A 15,578-nucleotide genomic window follows, 5' to 3' on the forward strand; every position below is an offset into this window, starting at 1 on the left:
AAAAAATGAATTGGCAAGGGTCTAGTTTCGTATTGCCTAAAAGTTACTTTAAGCGTATCTAGATTTTCAAGGTAGTTAGACGCCTATGCACCTGGAACGAATTTCCATGCAAAACTAATACTATCTTACATTTTGAAACCAGCGGATTCAAAGGCAGCCCCCCAAGCCCCTAACGGGTCGCCTGGCGCATCTTCCCCTGTTCCTCCTTCATTTGTTGGTAAATATCTTGTCTCAAGCGGATAAAATCAGGGTCCGTTAGCAGGGCCTCCTGCCGTGGGCGGGAGAAAGGAACGTCTATTTTCCTAAGCACCTTGGCGGGCCTGCTGGAAAAGAGGTAGACGGTGTCCGACAGCAGCAGCGCTTCTTCTATATTATGTGTTATGAACAGCACCGACCGTTGATGGACCTCCCAAATATCCAACAGCCAGCTCTGCATTTCCGTTCTCGTTAATGCATCCAACGCGCTGAACGGTTCATCCAGACAGATCAGCTCCTGCGGACTGAGCAGGGCCCGGAGGAAAGCCACACGCTGCTGCATCCCCCCGGACAATACATGGGGATAAGCTTTCTCGTAGCCGCCTAATCCGACTCTGGAAAGCCAGACTCTTGCTTCTTCCAGAGCCTCCCGTTTGGGCAAGCCGGCAACCTCTCTGGCGAGAATGACATTGTCCTCGATCGTCCGCCAAGGGAATAGCGCAGGCTGCTGAGGCATATAGCTTATATGTCCTTGCTGCCCGGTTACATCTTTCCCTTCCATGTTCACCCGTCCCCCTGTAGGCCGGATCAGGCCGCCGATGATGTGAAACAGGGTGCTTTTTCCACAGCCGGAGGGCCCTATAATGGAGACGAACTCCCCCTTGCGCACGGTTAAAGAGACCTCGTCCAGCACCGGAGCGGGTTTTCCTTTCGTATTGAAAATTTGAGTAATATGGTGCAGCTCCAGTTGATTTTCCAACGCCTTGTCCTCCATTCCGTTCAAAATATGCAGAACCCCTCAATAATCCCACCAGCCAACCCCTCAAGGAAAACGGCAGTCGCCGTCCTTGTAGAACTGAATAAGCATGCAAAACTTATACCTGTAATTTAAAAAAGCCCCCTTCCCCGGGAGCGCGCATGCCAAATCAAAAAGCGAATCTGCTGCTTTCCTACGCTGGCATTACCCAGATCAGGTTCAGAAAGGGTCAGTATCTTTAAGGGATACAATCTCAGCCGGCCGGATTCCAGCACCCCTGGCATCTAATATTCATGTTATTTATAATTTTTCCGATAGTGTCTGACGAGCTTAAGCCGCTGCCTTTGTTGGCGCAGCCCCGAAACTCAAGCGGTACTTAACCGGATGGATTCCTTGAGATTCTGCTTCGCCCAAGCTCATTCACTCTGATGACATTATAGACCCTGGTGCCGGAATTGTCCATTAGCGCCCCTTTTCTCCATGATGCTGAACAAGTAGCTCTTTTTTTCTCGGAATAGGTTTATCGATTGGCGAAATCATAGTAATATATTGGGGTAGTCCATTTTGTTTTGTAAGCCGCCTTGCGGCACGATTATACCCTGTTACAAAAAGGAGGAAGCAAGGAGACGTGACTTCCCGGGAGAAGAGATTCGGATCATTCCCTCTCTAATACTCGTATCACGTGTATCTTTGCGAAGATTATGAAAAAAGCACTAACCATTGCAGGTTCCGACAGCAGCGGAGGCGCCGGAATACAAGCCGACCTCAAGACTTTCCAGGAGCTCGGAGTCTATGGCATGACCGCTCTAACTACCATAGTCGCACAAGATCCGCATAATAATTGGTTTCATAACGTCTTCCCGATTTCCGCCGATGTTCTGGAAGCCCAATTGGAAACGATCATTTGCGGAATCGGAGTAGACGCTGCCAAAACCGGTATGCTCGGCTCCATCGAGATTATCGAGATGGCGGCCAGCAAAATCGAGAAATATCAGTTGACCAACGTCGTCGTGGACCCGGTTATGGTCTGCAAGGGGGCGGATGAGGCTCTTCATCCGGAGACGAACAACAGCCTGCGTGACGTGCTCGTTCCGAAAGCGCTGGTCGTGACGCCGAACCTGTTCGAGGCTTCCCAACTAAGCGGCTACGGCCCGATCAAATCGGTGGAGCAGATGAAAGAAGCAGCGGTGAAGATTCATTCGCTCGGAGCCAAATACGTCCTGATCAAAGGCGGCGGCAAGCTCGTCAGCGAAACCCGTGCGATCGATCTGCTGTACGATGGGGAGACCTTCGAGATTCTGGAATCGGAGAAGATCAGCACCACCTATACCCATGGCGCAGGCTGTACCTACTCATCCGCCATTACTGCTGAATTGGCCAAGGGCAAGAGCGTCCGGGAAGCCATTCACACGGCCAAGAAGTTCATTACGGCGGCCATTCGCCATTCCTTCGCCCTGAACAGCTATGTCGGCCCCACGAACCATGGCGCTTACCGCAATTACGAGGGCGGCAGCATTTAATACAGTCATATGAAGCCCGCGGCCTGTTAAAGGAAGCGGGCTCTGCTTTAGCTTCAAAAACGGAAAATTAGTATCACCTCATCCTTCTTGATGGTTTCTGATTTCCAAATAATGTGATAAAGTTTAGATGAAAACACTTAACTTCGTTCCATATCAAAGGAGGAAGAAAAAGATGGCTGAATTGGATACTACTTTACAGATGCTCAAAGATTTAACCGATGCGAATGGAGTGCCCGGCAACGAGGACGAGCCCCGTGCGGTTATGAAGAAGTACATAGAGCCCTACTCCGATGAAGTGACTGTAGATCGGCTGGGCAGCTTGATCGCCGTTAAGAAAGGGAAAACCGAAGGGCCGAAAATTATGATCGCCGGTCATCTCGATGAAATCGGATTTATGGTAACGCATATCGATGACAAGGGCTTCCTCCAGTTTCAGACGCTGGGCGGCTGGTGGGAGCAGGTTATGCTCGCCCAAAGAGTTACCGTGGTCACCCGTTCCGGAGAGAAAATTCCGGGAGTCATCGGCTCGAAGCCTCCGCACATTCTCTCGCCCGACGCCCGCAAGAAGCCGGTAGAGAAGCGAGATATGTTCATCGATATCGGCGCGTCCAGCAAGGAAGAAGCAATGGAGTTCGGGGTCCGGCCGGGGGATTCCATCTTCCCGGTATGTGAATTTACGGTGATGAAGAACGACAAGCTGCTGATGGCCAAGGCATGGGATAACCGGATCGGATGTGCCATAGCGATCGATGTGCTTCGCCAGCTGAAAGATGTCGATCACCCGAATACCGTATACGGCGTCGGTACCGTACAGGAAGAAGTCGGCCTGCGGGGAGCGAAGACGGCTACGAATCTGATTCAGCCGGATATCGGATTCTCTGTAGATGTCGGTATTGCCGGCGATACTCCGGGAATCAACGACAAGGAGGCACTGGCCAAGATGGGCAAGGGCCCGCAGGTGCTGGTTTATGACGGCTCCATGATCTCCCACCGCAGGCTGCGCCATCTGGTCACGGATACGGCCGACGAAGCGGGAATCCCTTACCAGTTTGACTTCGTCGCCGGAGGTGGAACGGATGCGGGAGCCATCCATCTGACCGCCGGAGGCGTTCCTGCTCTTGCCATCTGCATTGCGACACGCTATATTCACACGCATGCAGCCATTCTGCACCGTGACGATTATGAAAATGCGGTCAAGCTTCTTGTAGAAGTCATCAAGAAGCTGGATCAGAAGACAGTGAAAGAAATCATCTACGGATGACGTACAAAAAGCTCCTAACGGAGCCTCTTCGAAGACGAATAACCCGGTTTTAAAGGTAGCTTTTTATGCCAATTAGAAAGTTGTTCCATTTTAATGCTTTAATGAACTTAAACTTTCTAATGTGGTTAAAAAACCGCCCCGGAACTCCGATCAGGAGATTCCGGGGCGGTTCTGTTTTTAGCTTCTCCCTTTCAAACCGTCCCCTTTAATTTCGGACTAACCGTTCAGGAAGAGCAGCAAGACCAGCAGAAGTAAATGGATCATTATAAATCCGGCCAGAATCGGCTTGGATATGCCCGGGCTTCGCGGCCCTTCGGCAGCGGTTGCCTTGGACTTTTTCGTACTATGCGGACTTTCAGGCGAACGAAGTGGAAGCGCATGCCGACCGGCGACCACATAATCGGCCTTCCTGCTTCGGGCCGCGCTCTCCGCAGGCTCCTCCTCCAGCAATCTCCGCATGGCGAGCTTGGCTTTAAACGAATAGGAAGAAGACAAGTCCATAGCGGCAGCCAAATAATGCTTCAGCGCCTTGGAGTAACTCCCTTCTTCCTCACACTTCGCCCCTACCCGATAATGAGCTTCCGCGCAGGAAGGGTTCACATACCGAAGCACCTTCTCATAATAAGAAGGGTCCCCCCGGTTCAAGTACAGATTATGCTTCACGTGAACGAGCTGTTTCTTAAGATAAGAGGGAAATCTCCCCGACCCCCGATAGCAGGAGTCCGCCGTCCCCGGCTTGCCGCTCCTCATACATGCCGTCTCCTTCCTGCTTACACGCTATAGTTTGTCCAATACGAATCTTCCTTCTTAACCTATAGCTATGTGAGCAGGAGACGATCTATGACTTTATAAGTTTGTGCAGGTATGACGAATGCTATTCCATTAGTGCTCTTGAGCAGGCTCAGGCTCAGCGACTCTTCTGGGAAGAAGGAAGGAAGCCAGGAAGCCAGCGATAGCAATCACAAACAACGCGACAAATACATGGTGAACCCCAAAAACAAGCACCTCGCGCAAGCTCTGCCGAACCGCTTCCGAAATATCCCCTGCCTGCTGGGGATTGATCAAGTTATTCAGACTATCCAGGTCCACCGCTTCCCCTTGCACACGTTTCTCATTAATGGCCGTCATCAGCCTGGCGTTGAAATAAGTCCCCAGCAGTGCAGCGCCGACCGTCTGGCCGAGGCTGCGGAAGAATACGTTGGAGGATGTCGCTACTCCGCGCATCGACCAATCCACCGCGGACTGTACACTGACCGTGCTCATTGTCAAAATCAGACCGAACCCCATTCCTTGTATGGCGGTTATGAGGTACAGCTGAAATTGCGGACTATCCATCTGCAGTAAGGAGAGCCATAGCGTAATGATGAGAATCAGACTGTATCCGGCCAGGGAAGTGAAACGAACCCCTCTCTTAACCAACAGCTTTCCGCACAGGAAGGAACCGAACGTCCAAACCAGGGACATCGGGGTCAGCACAAACCCAGAACGGGTGGCGCTATATCCCAATACTCCCTGCACCCACATCGGGAGATATACCGTCCCCCCAATCAGAATGGCACTGACCAGGAAAGCTACGATATTGGCTAACGTTATTACACGGACACGGAACAGCTTGAGCGGAATCATCGGGTCCTTCACTCTTGACTCTATGTATATGAATAAGAGCATTAATACAATAAAAGCCGCAAAAAGAACAAGAACCGTCGGCGAAGTCCATTGATGATCTTCCCCGCCTCTCTGCAAGGCGTAGAGGAGAGCGAACATGGATGCCGCGAAGACCGCCGCTCCCCAATAGTCGATATTCTTTGTAGTCTTCTCGAATTTTTCCTTGAAAGACAGCGCCAGGATCAGCATCGCGGCTAATCCGAACGGAAGGTTGAAGAAGAATATCCAGTGCCACGAAATCTGATCGACGAAAAATCCGCCCACTAACGGTCCGAGCAGCCCGGACACTCCCCACATCATGCCCAACAATCCGATCATCTTGGACCTCTGCTCGACCGGAAAAATATCTCCAATGATAATGGAGGCGATCGGTATGACGGCGCCGGCTCCTATTCCCTGCACAGCGCGAAATACAATAAGCTGTCCCATCGTCTGCGAAATGCCGCACAAGGCGGAGCCTAACAGGAAGATAAGAGTACCGGCAAAGAAGATCCGCTTGCGGCCAAACAAGTCAGACAGCTTGCCAAAGACAGGAACGGTTATAGCCGATAACAACAGATAAATGGAGAAAACCCAATTCATTAATTGTATTCCCTGCAGATCGCTTACAATCTTGGGCATGGCCGTACTGACGACCGTTCCTTCAATGGCGGTCAGGAAAGTTAAAATCATAAGCGAAGCCATGACTAATCGTGTATTTGTTTGCATCCTTTTCCCCCGATCCTATTACCAATGTCTCTTAGTATATCAAATCCTTCCTTATTTGTATGAAGTGTCTATTAATTTTTCTTCTATATGGAACTATATTCCTAGGCGTCCCTTACTGTTTTCCGCTATAATTTATAAGGATAAAATAAGGTTCATTCATATAGTTAGAACCAATGAAGGATGGAGATTATGAAACCGCAGCGTGCCAGACTAACTTTTAGCACCACCGATGTCCTGAAATTTGCCATTCCCTCTGTCATCGGTATTTTATTATTTATGACCCCGCTCATGTGGAAAGGCCAAGTCACCATTCCCATCGCCATACTGGCCAAAGAACTGCAGGCCCTTCTGACGAATTGGCTCCCGCAGTTAACATTCTTCTTGATCGCGGTCAGCTTTATAGGAAGTGTCATCGTCAAACTCCACAAGCCGGCTTGGCTTGCGCGCAGTTCCTTTTGGACCAGCTTGTTTGACGTGCCTCCCTTCTGGTTAATCATAAGAGGACTAGGGGTATTGTTCGCCCTGGCCACTTTACTTCATATCGGTCCGGAATGGATTCAATCCGAAGCTACCGGTCAAGTCCTGCTGTTTGATCTGCTGCCGTTATTGTTCGTCGTATTTTTGTTAGCCGGGATGCTGCTGCCGCTGCTGGTCAATTTTGGCCTGCTGGAGTTCATCGGGGCATTGATGATTAAGGTGATGAGACCCCTCTTTACTCTGCCCGGGCGTTCTTCCATAGACTGCCTGACCTCCTGGCTGGGAGACGGAACGATCGGCGTCCTGCTTACGAGCAAACAGTACGAGACCGGTTACTATACTAAACGCGAGGCTGCTGTCATCGGAACGACCTTCTCGGCCGTTTCCATCACCTTCTGCTTCGTTGTGCTTGCCCAGGTGAAACTGGAGCACCTGTTTATCCCATTTTATATTACTGTCAGTCTTGCCGGATTAGTGGCCGCCATTATCATGCCGCGGATTCCCCCGCTTTCCAGGAAACGGGATACTTACTACGATTCCGACCGGCCGGCGGAGAAGGAAGCCATCCCCGAGAATTACACGCCATGGCGGTGGGGGTTATCGCAGGCTGTCCGTAAAGCCAAGGAGAATACGGGCATGAGAGGCTTTACAAGCGAAGGTCTCAAAAATATTATGGACCTATGGATCGGGGTCGTTCCCGTAGTTATGGCTATTGGAACGCTGGCCTTGATTTTGGCGGAATATACCCCTATTTTCAAATGGCTCGGACTTCCGTTCCTGCCTCTGCTTGAGCTTATGCAAGTTCCTGAAGCCCAGGCCGCCTCCCAGACCATGATCGTCGGATTTGCCGATATGTTCCTGCCGACGGTGCTGGCCGGCTCGATCGAGAGCGAGCTAACCCGCTTCGTTATCGCAGCGATTTCGGTTACGCAGCTCATCTATATGTCCGAGGTGGGAGGATTGCTGCTCGGTTCGAAAATCCCGATTTCACTGAAGGATTTATTTATTATTTTCATAGAGCGGACCCTGATTACACTTCCGGTTGTCGTTCTGGCGGCCCATCTCATTTTTTAAAATGTGCATGCTGTTCCAATGACGGCCTATGTTTCTGGAGCCCTTGGAAGCGGAAAATTTTTTTTCAAATACTAGCCATATGTTTTTCCGATCTGCTAAAATAATTCCGTCCTGCTTTCCTTTATACAAATGGTTTACGAATTTTTGAAGAAAGCTGCGAACGGCGTTAATCATTGACCGGTATTCTAAGGGTAGTCGGTTAACACCATGAACGAAAGGAGCACGGCTCGAATGAATGACGATCCTAACATTCTGATCCTGACCGCCGGTTATGGTGACGGCCATATTCAGGTAGCCAACGCTTTGCGGAATGAATTCCACACCCAAGGTGTACGCAGCGTTCATGTGCTCGATTTGCTGGATGAGGCCCACCCCCGGTTAAACTCGTTGATCCGATATATTTATTTAAAGAGCGGGCCCTCACAACGGGCAGGCTTCGACTATTACGGCTGGAGCTACTATTCTACCCGAAATCTAAATTATGATAAGTGGCTGGCCAAACCGCTGCTTGCTCTCGGAAGGCAGAAATTCAAACAGGTCATACGCAGTCTGCTTCCGGATGCGGTGATCAGCACTTTTCCCTACGTTCCGGTCTCGCCTCTGTGCAGAAAATCGGGGATAGCGATCCCGACCTTTACCGTCCTGACCGATTTCGCCCTGCACAACCGTTGGATGATCTCGAAATCGGACCGCTTCTATGTTGCCACCAAGGACCTGAAGGAAGCTATGATTCAGAGGAAGATCCAGCCCCGGCAAATTATGGTCAGCGGAATTCCGATCCGGGAATCGTTCTATGCCTCGGTCGATACCTGCAAGCTATATGAACAGTATGGATTGGACCCGGGCAAGCCGGTTGTTCTTGTTATGGCCGGCGCCTACGGGGTCCTGCAGAACATGAAATCGATTCTGGAGCACCTGACTGCATTGGACAACGTCCAGTTTGCGGTCGTTTGCGGCAAGAACGGCAAGCTCAAGGAGGAACTGCAAGCCCGGTTCGCGCACCAGCCGCAGGTTAAGCTTCTCGGTTACGTGGAAACGATCCACGAGTTAATGAGGCTGGCCTCCTGCATCATTACCAAAGCCGGAGGAATTACTCTATCGGAAGCTATTAAAATGAATGTCCCTATCTGTATCTTTAAGCCGTTTCCGGGCCAGGAGAAGGAAAATGCCCGTTACTTGAACGACAGAGGGGCCGCCCTCGTGGCCAGAACGGCTGAAGAGCTGCAGGAGCAGATCCGGAAGCTGTTGTCCGATCCGGTCGCCTATAGAAGAGTGAAATCCGCCATCTCCAGAATCAATTCGCAGCAGCAGCCTCATGCGGCGCGGTCGATTACCCTGGATGTGCTGGAAACCGTAAATCGGTTGGGAACGCACCATCGAAATCACATGCCGACGCATGAACGTATCCCGGTTCCGATGGACCGCTTGTCTTTTTGATCTTTTTGGATCTTTTTGGATCTTTTTGGACATTTTCGACCATTCCTACCACAGTCCTATCAAAAGCTATTTCATCATTTGATATACTAGTCCATGATTCTATCATACTAAAGCAGGTGAACCTGAATGTGGGAAGAGTTTAAGAAGTTTGCTTTAAAAGGAAATGTTATGGATCTGGCGGTGGGGGTTATTATCGGGGCGGCCTTCGGCAAAATTGTGACTTCCCTGGTAAATGACATCATTATGCCGATCATCGGTTTGCTCATGGGCGGAGTGGATCTGTCCAGCCTGCAATACCCGCTCGGGGATGCTTCCCTGAATTACGGCGTTTTCCTGCAGACGATCATTGATTTCTTCATCGTGGCTTTCTCCATCTTTCTTTTCATTAAAGCTTTTAACAAATTAAAGCGCAAGGAAGCCAAGGAAGAGAAATCGGAGCCGCCGGCTCCGTCCAAAGAGGAGCTTCTGCTGACCGAAATCCGCGATCTGCTTAAGCAGCAGAAGAACGGATAAGCATCGGTCGTTCGTTGACCGAGGGAAACGGCCATATTGAACGTTATCCGTATATGGCCGCTCCCTGCAATTCTCCTTTGTCCATCCCTTCAGGCTTCTTTACATTGCGCTGATTTCCATGCTAAAATGTAACTCGTTGGGTTACAAAAGGAGGAGGGGGCATGTTCTCTAACAGCCAGTTTGCTGTCGCTGTTCATATGCTGGTCTTTATTGCCCGGGGTCAATTTGACCAAGTCACTTCGGAGGAAATGGCGGAAAGCGTCAATACGAATCCGGTTGTTATACGCCGCATCCTGTGCAGGCTGGCCAGGGGTAATCTGGTGATCTCCCAGCCTGGTGCTCTCGGCGGAACCAAGCTGTCCCGTCCGGCGGATCAAATAACCCTTCTGGATGTTTATCATGTGATCGAAGGGTGCGAAGCCTACTGTCTGCACAAGAGCCAGCCCAGCGAAACCTGCGTTGTAGGCCGTAATATGCTTCCGGTGCTTGAAGGGATTATGCAGGAAGCGGAGGCCGCTGTTAAGGAAAAGCTGTCCCGATACACGATTGAAGATGTGCTGAGGCAGGTCCTTAAGCTTTAGCCCTGCTCTTGCCCGATTCGTAACCAATTCGGTGACGGATAGTTGAGTGTTAGCGGAACACCTGCCACCCTAATTGTAACCAATACAGTTTCTTATTCTATTTCTTATACTTACAAGGAGGATTTCACCAAGATGTCTACCGTATTATTCGTTAAAGCCAATAACCGGCCGGCTGAGCAAGCAGTCAGCGTTAAGCTTTATGATTCCTTCCTGCAATCCTATCGTCAATCTCATCCTGAAGATGAAATCATCGAACTGGATTTGTTCGCGGAGAACCTGCCTTATTACGATGCCACAATGATCAATGCGATGTTTAAATCGAGAAGCGGCATGGAGTTGAGCCCGGAAGAGAAGAAGGCAGCCGATTTGGTGCAGAAGTATTTGGACCAGTTCCTGCGGGCCGACAAGGTCGTCTTCGCTTTCCCGTTGTGGAACAAGACGGTTCCCGCCCCTCTGCATACCTATATCGATTACTTAAACCAGGCAGGACAGACGTTCCGTTACACGCCGGAAGGGCCTGTAGGCTTGGTCACTGGCCGGAAAGCCGCAATTCTGAACGCCAGAGGCGGAATCTATTCTGAAGGACCTGCCGCCGCACACGAAATGGCCGTCAATTTCGTAACAATGAACCTGCAGCAGTTCGGGTTTACAGACTTCACTACAGTTATCGTCGAAGGGCATAATCAGTTCCCGGACAAAGCGGCCGACCTTATTCAGAAGGGGATTGAACAGTCCGCTCAAGCGGCTCAATCGTTCTAGACCAACAACAGGAGCAAAAACCCGGAGGACCGTTCAGCGGTGCACTCCGGGTTTTTCTATGTACGTTGATGATGATTCTGACCGACAACCCTAGTGTTACTTACGGTGCCAAGGGGTGCCCAGATACTGCAGCGCCCAACGGTCCACTCCGTACCAGCCGGCCACTTTCCATGCCAGCACCAGCCAGGTCGCCAGTATAAAAAACAACGGATTGGTGCTGACCGTACCGGCAAACAAGAAGGCGGCGTTCATCAGCCCGCCGAAAAAGGCGGCAATTCCGGTCAGCAATCCGACAATAAGTCCCAAGCCTACAAGCACCTCTCCATAAGCTACCATAAAGGAGAATACTTTCGCATTCGGCAGCACAAAATCCTGCAGGAAGGAAGCATACCATCCGGTTACGTCTTTTCCTTCCTCCGCCTTGGCCAACGCCCCTCGGACAAAGCCCTCGATTGCCGTACCGGCTTTCTGCCCCGTCCAGACCTCGCTGGTCACCTTGCCCCATCCGGCTTTAATCCATTGATATCCGAGATACAAGCGAATGACCAGCCAAATTATCGCTGATCTTGTACTGCTGAACAAAAAGTGAGAGACGGGGTTATCCGGGATAACAATTTCATTCCCCACTCTGATTGGACTTAATTCTTTACCGGGTTGACTCATTCTCCTTCTCCTCCTGACTAAATTCTGAACTCATGCGCTTCTGGCGCGCCATCTGCATACCAGCACGCATGCAGAATATCCCCCTCTTCCCCGCCTGTGAATTGCCTTCCGGGCGCCCTGTCATGCGGCGCTGCAAGACAGACGGTTCAACGGAGGATTATAAACGAAACAGTTTCTCACTTCATCCGAATACTTGCCCCCTTCTATCCAAGGCTTTAGGACATCAGACCTACTTCAACCTTTTTTATATTACTAAAGGATTATCGGCAGAATGATCCTGAAATTTGAGAAATTTATGAGCATCTTTCACAAATTATCGGGCTTCCATGAAAATTGCTTCGTTATAAGCAGTGTAAACCTACTCCAGATGCCTCTTAACCATGTGCATCTGCTCGGCTTCGCCGCTGGCCAGGAGCCTGTCCCCGACTTGAATCTGCGTATTGCCATGAGGAATAATGAACGATTCGCCCCGGTAAATTCTTAAGACCAGCACCCGCTTGAGGAAAGACAAGTCCCGCAGGAAGGAATTATGGTAAGCCGGATTATTCATGCGGATTTCCTGCAAGGAATCATCCTGCTGGGTGATCAGCTTCACCGCGCTCGGATGCTCAATCAGCGCCTTCAGCAAAATTCGCGAGGCATACAGAGTGGAGAAGACCGCCATTCCCTGGCGCTGCGCCATCTCCTGCTTCTCCGGATCCTCTACCCTGACAATAATCCGTTCCAGCCCCAGACTGCCGGCATGCTCCGCCAAGCGGATATTCGCGTCATCATCCATGCTTCCGAATACGATGATATCGGTGTCATACACTCCCCGTTCCTCCAGCTCCCGGCTATCCAGGGTCACTTCCTCCACCTTCAAGCTCTGTCCGGCCGTTTCCGGGTTCCAATTACTCCGTTCTTCCTCCGAGCCGGTCTGCGAGGTATATAGACGGATATCATAGCCTTCCTTGATCAAATCCCGGGTTACCGGCATCGTTACGTGATTAATTCCGACAATGGAGACCCGTGTCCGCTTATCTGCTTCGTTGGGATACACTTTATTGAACAGGACGGGGAATAGCAGACAGGTCAGGATGGCTACGAGAATAAGGGCCCCATGGAGATGCTCGTCAATGATTCCCATCTCGAGCGCGATCGTCGAAGCGGCGATGACCAGGCTGAGAGTGGATGACATCAGCAGCCCCGAACCGAGTACTTTGCGCCACGGATACCAAATGTTCAGCAGCAGGGACGGGATCATTTTGGAAATAAAGATGGCAAAGATCAGAAGCGGAATGAGCAGGAGAATACTCGGATCCGCGAATAAGGACCACAGGTCCAGATTAACTCCGACCATTACGAAGAAGATCGGAATCAGAAAGCCGTACCCGAATGTGTCCAACTGGTGGGCAAACTCCCGGTTGGGCATCAGCAGCGAAACGATGACTCCTGCCAGGAAGGCGCCCAGAATATTTTCTACACCCAGCGTTTCGGACATGACCACGAACAGCAAAATCAGCGCAAACACAGCGCGTGTGCCCAACTGAACCGTTCCTTTGCCCAATATGGCAAACCAGCCTTTGTTCGTGAACCGCCGGAAGAAGAAATAAAATACGAAGACAAGCAGGAAGAACAGAAGCAGAAGCAGCATTTTCGTCACATCGTGAGCCAGTGCGCTCAAATAAACGGCAAGCAGGATCATCGTCACGAAGTCGGAAATGACCGTCACGAGCAGAACCGTTTGGCCCAGGCCCGTATCCATCATTTTCTTCTCCTTCAGCACCGGCATGACAACACCAAGAGAAATTGTAGCGATAATGAGCGTCATCAAATAAGGCTCCGTAACAAAGCCCAGCAGCATAAGTCCGTAAGACAAGCCGTAAGACAGCAGTAGAATAAGAACAAAGATCAGAATGGAGATGACCAGCGGATTGGGCTCCTTGCCGCGGCCTCCCGTCTTGCGAAAAGAAGAGAAATCGATTTCGACTCCGCTAAGAAACATTAAATAGATAAAACCTAACAGCGACAACAAACTGAGCCATTGATCCTCGGTTACGAGATCGAATCCGCTTTTGCCGATGACAAGGCCCGCCACAATCTCCGCAACAACAACGGGCAGCGCCCGCAGCTTCAACTGATGCAGCAGGATGGGAACGAGAAAAGCGATGGCCACAACGATCATTAAAGATGTGAGCGAGGTTGAATTCTCCATAGACTACGACTCCCGTAATAAAATAAAATTGAAGCTTTATCCTAATTTACCCAAAAGCTTACTATACCATCAACCTTAAAGAAGCGGAATAATCAAAAAAAAACTAAAAAACTTTTTTCCACATCTCCGGTAAAATATAAAATAAAATAGAAGTGCTTAGACCGTAAATGCGGTACATCCATTTCCTTATTGGAGGTGCGAATGATGGGCGGAGGATTGTGGGTATGGCTTGCGGCTGCCGGGATCTTGGCTGTCTTGGCACGAATCGCATACTCAAGAGCAGCGCTTATAAGGAGTTCGATTACAAGAGAGATGCCCAGGGGAAAATTATCCTGCTGGATACACCGCGAATGCGGGCGGATGCGGCTTTTGCTTATGACCAGACTATTGCAATGGAGAAACGGGGGCATAAGTTGTCCAACGGAATGAGCTGGAACGAGGATTGGCTGCGCACCATCCGTTCCATCCGGCGAAACACCGAAAATCCCGAATGGTACGTTCAGTATATCATCGAGCAGCGGCGAAAGGCGGGGTTGCCCGAGCTCGAAGGGGTCGACGAGGCTTAATCATATCATTTTTGCGGCTTGGCAAGGGCAGTAAGTAATCCTAAAGCAATATAGGTTCCACCGGTTAGTCGGTTATGGATTTTCGCTTTTACCGGGCTTCTCACTAACATTAAGTTGTCGACTTCAGTACCCGCGATACCGCCATTAAACAACCGGCCAACAGGAAAATGCAAATACAAAGAATATAGGAATAGCCGTTAAAAAACAAGTTGTAGGTATATTCATTAAACCATCCTTTGTTAAAGATAACGGATGCGGGATTGGAAGGTAATCCGCCCAGATGATCATTTACGTAATGAATTCCACGGGCGCGAAGCCTCAACCATAAGAAGGCTATCGAAACCAGCAATAAGATGATAAAGCCGCAGGTCATTGGCAGCCTATGTCGAGTTTGAAGAAAGCGATAGCTATGATAAGCAACGACAACAGCCAGTGTCAGTAAGGGAACGAAAAGAAGCATGAGAAAAAGAAGGGCCGGATTCCCGTTCGATAATCGGCTCGATGTGGACAAGGTCATACGGGACATAATGGAGAACCCGGCATACCCTATCGCCAGCAATATAAGAAACCCGGTCCAGCGCAAAATGGCATTTTTCGATATCCAGATTAATAGCACAGGCAAGCCGGTAACCAGGCAGGCGATCAAAAAGAGGCTTATGATTAATAATAGTAGAATAACCCACACCTTCTCCCTGTTAATATAAGGTATAAATCTTAGGTTTCATTTTCAGCCCGTATAAGAGACAGTTCCGGATCATCGTAAGCCTTGTTACGCTAAAAAATGGATTCGGGCTCCTCTTATGAAACATAACATTCTACAGCCTCTTCCGCTACCCCTGGACATCCATTTTTTTCTTAACATCCGGGCGGAGTATCTTAAAATTAGTTTCAAACCGATTGGGAGGCTTAGCCAACAAACCACGAAAGAAAAAAAGCGAGGCTAGTGGGTAAATTCCCACTAACACTCGCTGTATTCTCCCTGGCCATTTGCTTGGGGAAGCCCCCGACCCAAGGCTTACATTTGACAAGCACGACGCAGAAAGGATTAGCCGGATTCAGGCTCGCTAACGAACTTATGGACCGCTATTCCGTCAAAAACGATACTTTTCAAAAATTTAACGAAACTCGAAATCGTTATTAGGGTGAAAGACTGCCCCATAACCCTCTATTTTGATGAATAGCGATCGGTAGTTTCGTTAGAAAACGGG

At 49.9% G+C, this 15,578-nt stretch carries 14 protein-coding genes and 1 riboswitch; of the genes, 8 read left to right on the top strand and 6 right to left on the bottom strand.

Going from position 1 to position 15,578, the window contains the following annotated elements:
* Window positions 1-169: 169 nt before the first annotated feature.
* Complete coding sequence (locus tag ACTHRH_RS16490) at window positions 170-970, bottom strand: ABC transporter ATP-binding protein (protein WP_144934968.1); 801 nt, start codon at window positions 968-970, stop codon at window positions 170-172.
* Between the two features lie 155 nt (window positions 971-1,125).
* Window positions 1,126-1,241: riboswitch (TPP riboswitch) on the bottom strand.
* Between the two features lie 412 nt (window positions 1,242-1,653).
* Between ACTHRH_RS16490 and pdxK the strand changes: the two genes are divergently transcribed.
* Together pdxK and ACTHRH_RS16500 are read left to right on the top strand one after the other, a co-directional pair.
* Window positions 1,654-2,472, top strand: coding sequence for a pyridoxine/pyridoxal/pyridoxamine kinase (gene pdxK, locus ACTHRH_RS16495; RefSeq protein ID WP_144934911.1), 819 nt, complete (start codon window positions 1,654-1,656; stop codon window positions 2,470-2,472).
* A 172-nt stretch (window positions 2,473-2,644) separates the two neighbouring features.
* Window positions 2,645-3,733 carry a M42 family metallopeptidase gene (locus ACTHRH_RS16500; RefSeq protein WP_144934908.1) on the top strand — a complete coding sequence of 363 codons (1,089 nt, stop codon included), beginning with the start codon at window positions 2,645-2,647 and terminating at the stop codon, window positions 3,731-3,733.
* 216 nt (window positions 3,734-3,949) lie between these two features.
* Here ACTHRH_RS16500 and ACTHRH_RS16505 read toward each other — a convergent pair whose 3' ends face one another.
* Window positions 3,950-4,483: a hypothetical protein gene (locus ACTHRH_RS16505; RefSeq protein WP_150960393.1), complete on the bottom strand. Its 534-nt coding sequence runs from the start codon at window positions 4,481-4,483 to the stop codon at window positions 3,950-3,952.
* Window positions 4,484-4,615: 132 nt separating this feature from the next.
* The gene (locus ACTHRH_RS16510; protein WP_440416591.1) at window positions 4,616-6,106 is read right to left on the bottom strand and encodes an MDR family MFS transporter; all 1,491 of its coding nucleotides are present in this window, start codon (window positions 6,104-6,106) and stop codon (window positions 4,616-4,618) included.
* A gap of 180 nt (window positions 6,107-6,286) precedes the next feature.
* Between ACTHRH_RS16510 and ACTHRH_RS16515 the strand changes: the two genes are divergently transcribed.
* The 5 genes from ACTHRH_RS16515 to ACTHRH_RS16535 all read left to right on the top strand — a co-directional run bounded on the left by ACTHRH_RS16515 (window position 6,287) and on the right by ACTHRH_RS16535 (window position 10,947).
* The gene (locus ACTHRH_RS16515; RefSeq protein WP_440416593.1) at window positions 6,287-7,657 is read left to right on the top strand and encodes a YjiH family protein; all 1,371 of its coding nucleotides are present in this window, start codon (window positions 6,287-6,289) and stop codon (window positions 7,655-7,657) included.
* A gap of 231 nt (window positions 7,658-7,888) precedes the next feature.
* Entirely contained in the window at window positions 7,889-9,094 is a 1,206-nt protein-coding gene (locus tag ACTHRH_RS16520) for an MGDG synthase family glycosyltransferase (RefSeq protein ID WP_186328292.1), read from the top strand.
* Window positions 9,095-9,220: 126 nt separating this feature from the next.
* A complete protein-coding gene (mscL, locus tag ACTHRH_RS16525) occupies window positions 9,221-9,607 on the top strand; it encodes a large conductance mechanosensitive channel protein MscL (RefSeq protein WP_144934894.1) in 387 nt (128 codons plus the stop codon).
* 161 nt (window positions 9,608-9,768) lie between these two features.
* Window positions 9,769-10,188 carry an Rrf2 family transcriptional regulator gene (locus tag ACTHRH_RS16530; RefSeq protein WP_144934891.1) on the top strand — a complete coding sequence of 140 codons (420 nt, stop codon included), beginning with the start codon at window positions 9,769-9,771 and terminating at the stop codon, window positions 10,186-10,188.
* 132 nt (window positions 10,189-10,320) lie between these two features.
* Window positions 10,321-10,947 carry an FMN-dependent NADH-azoreductase gene (locus tag ACTHRH_RS16535; protein ID WP_144934889.1) on the top strand — a complete coding sequence of 209 codons (627 nt, stop codon included), beginning with the start codon at window positions 10,321-10,323 and terminating at the stop codon, window positions 10,945-10,947.
* Window positions 10,948-11,043: 96 nt separating this feature from the next.
* On the opposite strand, the gene ACTHRH_RS16540 is transcribed toward ACTHRH_RS16535, so the two are convergent.
* Both ACTHRH_RS16540 and ACTHRH_RS16545 read right to left on the bottom strand, forming a co-directional pair.
* On the bottom strand, window positions 11,044-11,610 hold the full coding sequence (locus ACTHRH_RS16540; protein ID WP_144934886.1) for a DoxX family protein: 567 nt from the start codon (window positions 11,608-11,610) through the stop codon (window positions 11,044-11,046).
* Window positions 11,611-11,968: 358 nt separating this feature from the next.
* Window positions 11,969-13,804 (bottom strand): cation:proton antiporter family protein, encoded by a 1,836-nt coding sequence (locus ACTHRH_RS16545; protein WP_379291168.1) that lies wholly within the window; start codon window positions 13,802-13,804, stop codon window positions 11,969-11,971.
* Window positions 13,805-14,028: 224 nt separating this feature from the next.
* Between ACTHRH_RS16545 and ACTHRH_RS16550 the strand changes: the two genes are divergently transcribed.
* Window positions 14,029-14,370, top strand: coding sequence for a hypothetical protein (locus tag ACTHRH_RS16550; protein ID WP_225312790.1), 342 nt, complete (start codon window positions 14,029-14,031; stop codon window positions 14,368-14,370).
* 109 nt (window positions 14,371-14,479) lie between these two features.
* On the opposite strand, the gene ACTHRH_RS16555 is transcribed toward ACTHRH_RS16550, so the two are convergent.
* Complete coding sequence (locus ACTHRH_RS16555; protein WP_144934880.1) at window positions 14,480-15,055, bottom strand: hypothetical protein; 576 nt, start codon at window positions 15,053-15,055, stop codon at window positions 14,480-14,482.
* Window positions 15,056-15,578 lie beyond the last annotated feature (523 nt).

This window comes from Paenibacillus sp. SAFN-117 (genome assembly GCF_051966115.1).
Classification (GTDB): domain Bacteria; phylum Bacillota; class Bacilli; order Paenibacillales; family NBRC-103111; genus Paenibacillus_L; species Paenibacillus_L residui.